This is a genomic window from Mesorhizobium sanjuanii (genome assembly GCF_002529485.1).
Classification (GTDB): Bacteria; Pseudomonadota; Alphaproteobacteria; order Rhizobiales; family Rhizobiaceae; genus Mesorhizobium; species Mesorhizobium sanjuanii.
This window is the reverse complement of the sequence record NZ_NWQG01000154.1, coordinates 1-6,783: the sequence shown is the minus strand read 5'-3', so window position 1 is coordinate 6,783 and position 6,783 is coordinate 1. Positions and strand designations below refer to the sequence as shown.

Below are 6,783 nucleotides of genomic sequence, written 5' to 3'. Positions count from 1 at the left end.
GAGTTACCCAGCTTGGCGTATCTTTGCATCTCACTTCTGAGTGAAACTACCTTGTCAGCCGCTTATACGTCATCCGATGCGGGTTGACCGCTTCCGGCCCGAGGCGGCGGATCTTGTCCTGCTCGTAATCCTCGAAATTGCCCTCGAACCATTCGACATGGCTGTCGCCTTCGAAGGCGAGGATGTGCGTCGCCAGACGGTCGAGGAACATGCGATCGTGCGAGATGATGACGGCGCAGCCGCCGAAGTTTTCCAGCGCATCTTCGAGTGCGGCAAGCGTTTCCGTATCGAGATCGTTGGTCGGTTCGTCAAGCAGCAGCACATTGCCGCCGGTCTTCAGCATCTTGGCCAGGTGCACGCGGTTGCGCTGGCCGCCGGAGAGGTTGCCAACCTTCTGCTGCTGGTCGCCGCCACGGAAGTTGAACGACGCGCAGTAGGCGCGCGTGTTGGCCTCGAACTTGCCGAGCTTGACCACTTCCGCGCCGCCTGAAATCTCTTCCCACACCGTCTTTGACGGATCGAGTGCGTCGCGGCTCTGGTCGACGTAACCGAGCTTCACCGTCTCGCCGACGCGGATCGTGCCTGCATCCGGCTTCTCCTGGCCGGTGATCATGCGAAACAGCGTCGTCTTGCCGGCGCCGTTCGGGCCGATGACGCCGACGATGCCACCGGGCGGCAGCTTGAACGACAGCCCTTCGATCAGCAGCGTATCGCCAAAGCCCTTCGACAGGCCCTCGACCTCGATCACCACATTGCCGAGCCGCTCGCCATGCGGAATGACGATCTGCGTGTCGCTCGGACGCCGCTTGTCGGCCGCATCCAAGAGATCCTGGAACGCCTGGATACGCGCTTTCGACTTGGTCTGCCGAGCTTTCGGGCTGGACTGGATCCACTCGCGCTCGCGGCCGATGGCGCGCTGGCGGGCGTCGTCTTCGCGGCCCTCCTGCTTGAGGCGCTTGGCCTTGGCTTCGAGATATTTGGTGTAATTGCCCTCATAGGGAATGCCGCGGCCACGGTCGAGCTCGAGAATCCATCCCGTGACATTGTCGAGGAAGTAGCGATCGTGGGTGATGATCATCACCGCGCCCGGATAGGCGCGCAGATGCTTTTCCAGCCATGCCGTCGTTTCGGCGTCGAGATGGTTGGTCGGCTCGTCGAGCAGGAGAAGGTCTGGCTGGCGCAGCAGGAGCTGGCAGAGCGCGACGCGGCGGCGCTCGCCGCCCGACAGCTTGGTAACCTCGGAATCCTTGGGCGGACAACCCAGCGCCTCCATGGCCATCTCGACCTGCTGTTCGAGATCCCACAGGTTCAGCCGGTCCATCTCGTCCTGCAGCTTGGCCGACTCGTCGGCTGTCTCATCGGAATAATTCATCATCAATTCATTGTAGCGCTCGATGATGGCGGTCTTGGCGGCGACGCCTTCCATGACGTTCTCGAACACGGTCTTCTTGGGATCGAGCGCCGGCTCCTGCGCCAGGTAGCCGACGGTGGCACCCTCGGCCAGCCACGCCTCGCCGTTCCACTCCTTGTCGATGCCGGCCATGATCTTGAGGATCGTCGACTTGCCGGCGCCGTTGGGGCCGAGGATGCCGATCTTGGCATCGGGATAGAAGGACAGATGGATGTTCTCGAGCACCTTCTTGGTGCCATAGGCCTTGTTGAGGCCGGCCATGTGATAGATGAACTGGCGTGCCACGCGCGCTTTCCCTGAAAAGTCGACTGGAATGTCGGATTGAATGGAAGTTGGCCGCTATGTAGGCGATGCGGCGGCGAACGGCAAACTGTTTTGGCGCTTCGATCCCGACTTCGGGCCGCAAGCATTCGCCGAGGCGACGACGTTTTCGGTCCGTCGCACAGCCCCACGCAAGCACTGGTTAACCATTCCGCGTCAAAACGGTGTCGGGTGGGGAAATCGCCGCAAGCCGCGATTTCCGCAGAGGGATCGGATCGAAGGCGTTGCTGAACAGTTTCCTGCTCCTTGCCGAAGCGGCGCTTTATTTCGGCGCCATGACCACGCTTTTCCGGTTCAGGCACCGCATCGGCCTCGGCGTGTTCGTCTGCGCGCTCGGCGTCATGCATTTTCTGGAAACATACCTCGCCAGCGTGTTCTACGTCGCGCTGCCCTTCGGCATGGTTTCGCCGGGTTCGGCGGTGCTGTTTTCCGGCAAGCTGGTGATGCTTCTCCTGCTGTACATCAAGGAGGACGCGGCGACCGTCCGCCAGCCGATCTATGGCCTGTTGCTCGGCAATGCCCTGATGATCGGGCTGGTGCTGATCCTGCGCATGCATGCGATCTCCCCGCTTCCCGGTGGCAACCTTCCCGACATCGGCTTCATCGACCAGATGGGTTGGCTGATGGTGTGGGGCACGACGCTGCTGTTCATCGACGCCATCCTGATCATCCTGCTTTATGAAAAGCTCGGACGTTATCTGCGCAAGGCGCTGTTTACCCGCATCCTGGTCTGCGTCGCTTGCGTGCTGACCTTCGACCAGGCGGGATTTTTCACCGCGCTGCATTTCGTCACCGGCGCGCCGATCGCGGTCTTCTTCGGCGGCTGGTTCGCCAAGATGGTGGCAGCCCTCGCCTTCGCCACCATGCTTGTCGCCTATCTCAAATGGTTCGAGGCGCGGCAGGTCCCAGCACCACGCGGCCTCTCCGATATTTTCGACACGCTGACCTATCGCGAGCGCTATGAGGCGCTGGTCCAGCATGTCGGCCGCGACGGCCTTACCGGCCTGCTGCACAGGGGCCGCTTCGACAGCGACGGCGAAGCCGCCGTTGCCGCCAGCCTGCGGACGGCCAAGCCGCTCAGCCTCCTGATCATCGATGTCGACCATTTCAAATCGATCAACGACCGCTTCGGTCACGCCGAGGGCGACAAGGTGTTGAAATCCGTCGCGGCCCTGCTTGGCGAGATCGCTAGCCCCGAGGACCAGGTGTTCAGGATCGGCGGCGAGGAATTCGCAATCCTTTGCTCGCGTCCGCATTCGCTCGCCAGGCTGCTTGGCGAAAGCATAAGGCATGCGGTCAAGGCATCCGCGGCCACCAGCCGGTTCGATATCACTGTCAGCGCCGGCATTTCCACCGTCAGCGAATCGACCCGTTGCCTTGCCGACCTGTTCGCGCTGGCCGACCAGCGTCTCTACAAGGCCAAATCGACCGGGCGCGACCGCACCATCGGCGAACCGGGCGGCCACGAGGCCGACAGCCTCAACGCGTGGACCAAGGCAGGGCGCGACGCCGGCGCATAGCTCCGGGCTGCCTGCTTTGCCTGCCTGTTATTGGAACCCCACGGAATCGATGACGCCCTTCGGGCAACCGGCATTGTTCGTCGGTGCGGCAGCCTGCATCAGCTCGCCAACGGTACTGTTCGAACCGATAGGGCCTGTCAGGCCAAGCGTCAGCTCGCCGATCAGCCGCCTGCCGTCCGACGGATCGACCAGGCAGGAGACGCGGACCCGCTCGCCTGCCCCCGCGCCAAAGGCGCTGTCGAAGGCGCTTCGAATCTGATTTGACGTCAGCTGCTTGCCTATATTCTTTGCGAACAGATCGCGTACCGGCGAAGCATTCACGGCGCGCATCAGCCTCAGCGCATCGGAGAAATAGTCCTGCTGGTTCTTGCCATAGCAGGTGCCGTGCTTGATCCATTCATGCCTTTCCAGGTCGGATGCGGTGCCCGGCATCACCTGGTCGAGTTCCGATCGCGTATTCGCATCGAGCTCAACCGGCGGCAGGTCCTGCCAATGCGCCGGATTGTCGTTGGCCTTGTCGGCTGCTGCCACCTGGCAATAGAAATTCCCATTCGGCTGCGGCCACAGCCCGTGCAGGGTGAAATGTGTCGCGTCAAAGCCGCGAGTGGTCTGGGTCTTGCACTCGGTCTTGTCCTGCTTTGTCTCACAGAAAGCTGGCTGCCAGCTCAACGCGAAGACATATTCGGGCTTTCCCGAGGCCACGGCCTTGTTTTGACCGGCCGGCGCGGGTGCAGTGGGCGACGCGCTGCCGCCCGAAACATGGCCGCAACTGACCTTCACCCAGCGGCGCTCCGGATCCGCTCCCGGCACACGGATCAGATAATGCGTCGGCGCATCCTTGTTGCCGGCCAGCAGATCGTAGCTCTGTCCGGCACTGGTCGAGATGTCGCCGGGGTTCTTGCCGCTCTTGATGGCCTGCGTCGCCGGACAGGCGGCGTCGGCCACGAAGGCGCCGCCCAGCTTCACCTCGGCGCGCGCCGTACCCGTCACCAACATGGCCAAAAGCGCCAATCCGAAAGCAAAACCTGTCCGCATGAGAATTCCCCGATCGAAAAAATGTTGCGGCAGCCAGACTGCCGCCCTCTTCCCGATATCAGGATTTTCCATGTCAGAATTGCGATACTGCCAAGCAAGAACAGCTGCGGAAAACGCCGCCATCGGATTGACGCGAGATAGGCGCCGGCACACAACGCTTGGCAAGCGTGGAAAAACGCGTTGGGGACGAAACGAGAAATGTCATTCAGCCAACAGCGCATATTGCGTTCGCCGACTGGGGCCGAGCTCAACCTCTATGTCAAACGCGCCGAAGGCCGCCCGCGCGCCGTGGTCCAGATCAATCACGGCCTGGCCGAGCACGCCGCGCGCTATGTCCGCTTCGCAACCTTTTTGGGTCAGCACGGCTTCCACGTCTACGCCCATGACCATCGCGGCCATGGCGCAACCAGGGCGCCCGATGCCCCCCTCGGCAGGTTCGCTCAAACGGATGGCGGCATCAAGGTCATCGCCGATGTGGCGGCCGTGCACGATCTGATCGCCAGCGAACATCCCGGTCTTCCGGTCATTCTTTTCGGCCATTCGATGGGCGGCCTCGTGGCGCTGAATTTCATGCTTGCCCTTTCGGGCCGGCTGCACGCCGCCGCCATCTGGAACGCCAATTTTTCCACCGGGCTCGCCGGCCATGCCGCCCTGGCTGTCCTGGCCTGGGAAAAATTCCGGCTGGGCTCCGACGTCCCGTCGCGCCTGCTGCCGAGGCTGACATTCCAGGCCTGGGGCAAGGCGGTGCCCGATCACCGCACGCCATTCGACTGGCTGTCGCGCGACGCGGCCGAAGTCGACAAATATGTCGCCGATCCGCTCTGCGGCTGGGACGCCTCGGTGTCGATGTGGCGCGACGTGTTCGGCTTCATCTTCCACGGCGCCGTCGACGCCAATTTTTCCGATATCCGCAGGACCCTGCCGATCTATCTGGTCGGCGGCGAAAAAGACCCGGCGACCGACGGCGGCAAGGCGGTCAGCCACCTTGCCGGACGCATGCACAGGATGGGCTTTTCGAATCTCGTTTCAAAGGTTTACGCCGAGACCCGCCACGAAAGCCTGAACGAGGTGAACAGGGACATCGTCATGAACGATTTCGCCGCATGGGCCGACGGCGCGCTGAAAGCCTGATGGGTTGGCCCATCGCAAGGCTCGTGACAGCGGCACGCGGGGTTGCTAGTGCATGTCGCCCAAAAGTGCGCAGCGGTTTTGGGATAACGACATGCACAAAAGAAGAATCCAAGGCTGCGCTTTCGATCAATCTGTGGTGATCCATGACTGAGCCTCCGCTGAAGGGCGTCCGCGTTATCGAACTCGCCCGCATCCTGGCCGGGCCGTGGGCCGGGCAGTTGCTGGCCGATCTCGGCGCCGACGTGATAAAGGTCGAGAGCCCCGACGGCGGCGACGACACCCGCAAATGGGGGCCGCCCTTCGTCATGAGCCATGACGGCGAGAACCTTTCGGCCGCCTATTACCATTCCTGCAATCGCGGCAAGCGTTCCATATCAGTCGACTTCTCGACACCGGAAGGCGCCGAGACGATACGCCGGCTGGTCAAAACATCGGACGTGCTGATCGAGAATTTCAAGCTCGGCGGCCTCAGGAAATACGGGCTCGACTATGACAGCCTGCGCAAAATCAACCCGCGCCTGATCTACTGTTCGATCACCGGCTTCGGCCAGGACGGACCCTATGCCCCACGCGCCGGCTACGATTTCATCATCCAGGGCATGTCCGGCATGATGTCGATCACCGGCGAGGCCGGGCGCGAGCCGCAAAAGGCCGGCGTCGCCATCTCGGATATCTTCACCGGCCTCTATTCGGTCATCGCCATCCAGGCCGCCCTTCGCCATGCCGAAAAGACCGGCGAAGGCCAGCATATCGACATGGCGCTCTACGACAGCCAGATCTCGGCGCTCGGCAACCAGAACCTCAATTATCTGGTGTCGGGAAAATCGCCGGTGCAGATGGGCAATGCGCATATGAACATCGCGCCCTATGAGGTGCTGCCGGTGAAGGACGGCCACATTATCCTGGCCGTCGGCAATGACGGCCAGTTCGCCAAATTCTGTGGCGCCGTCGGTCTTGACGAATTGCCTGCGAACCCCGATTTCGCCACCAATCCCGCCCGTGTCGCCAACCGGGCGAAGCTGCGCGAACGCATGATCGAGACGCTGAAGGCTTTCGATCGCGATCCCTTGCTGGCCAAACTGGAAGCCGCCGGCGTGCCGGCCAGCCCGATCAACACTATCGGCCAGATGTTCGCCGATCCGCAGACGATTGCGCGCGGCATGCGGCTCGACCTCGACGACGGCCACGGCAATCTTCTGCCTTCGGTGCGCGCGCCGATGGTCATGTCGGGCACGCCGCTGGTCTATGAGCGTCCCTCGCCGCGTCTGGGCGAGCACACCGCAGAAATCCTTGCCGAGCTGGAGAGATCAGGAAGATGAAGACCGGCGGACAATTGATCGTCGATGCGCTCGAGGCCAACGGCAC

General features: G+C 62.4%; 5 protein-coding genes. 3 read left to right on the top strand and 2 right to left on the bottom strand.

From position 1 onward, the window contains the following. Positions 1–46: 46 nt before the first annotated feature. Positions 47–1,696, bottom strand: a complete 1,650-nt coding sequence (gene ettA, locus CN311_RS21550; protein WP_097575724.1) for an energy-dependent translational throttle protein EttA — start codon at positions 1,694–1,696, stop codon at positions 47–49. A gap of 260 nt (positions 1,697–1,956) precedes the next feature. On the opposite strand from ettA, the gene CN311_RS21545 reads away from it, so the two are divergent. Then, positions 1,957–3,252, top strand: coding sequence for a GGDEF domain-containing protein (locus CN311_RS21545; RefSeq protein WP_097575723.1), 1,296 nt, complete (start codon positions 1,957–1,959; stop codon positions 3,250–3,252). Positions 3,253–3,279: 27 nt separating this feature from the next. On the opposite strand, the gene CN311_RS21540 is transcribed toward CN311_RS21545, so the two are convergent. Next, positions 3,280–4,287: a ribonuclease T2 family protein gene (locus tag CN311_RS21540; RefSeq protein WP_097575725.1), complete on the bottom strand. Its 1,008-nt coding sequence runs from the start codon at positions 4,285–4,287 to the stop codon at positions 3,280–3,282. Between the two features lie 198 nt (positions 4,288–4,485). Between CN311_RS21540 and CN311_RS21535 the strand changes: the two genes are divergently transcribed. Further along, entirely contained in the window at positions 4,486–5,418 is a 933-nt protein-coding gene (locus CN311_RS21535; RefSeq protein WP_097575722.1) for an alpha/beta fold hydrolase, read from the top strand. Between the two features lie 143 nt (positions 5,419–5,561). Then, positions 5,562–6,737 (top strand): CaiB/BaiF CoA transferase family protein, encoded by a 1,176-nt coding sequence (locus CN311_RS21530; RefSeq protein ID WP_097575721.1) that lies wholly within the window; start codon positions 5,562–5,564, stop codon positions 6,735–6,737. Positions 6,738–6,783 lie beyond the last annotated feature (46 nt).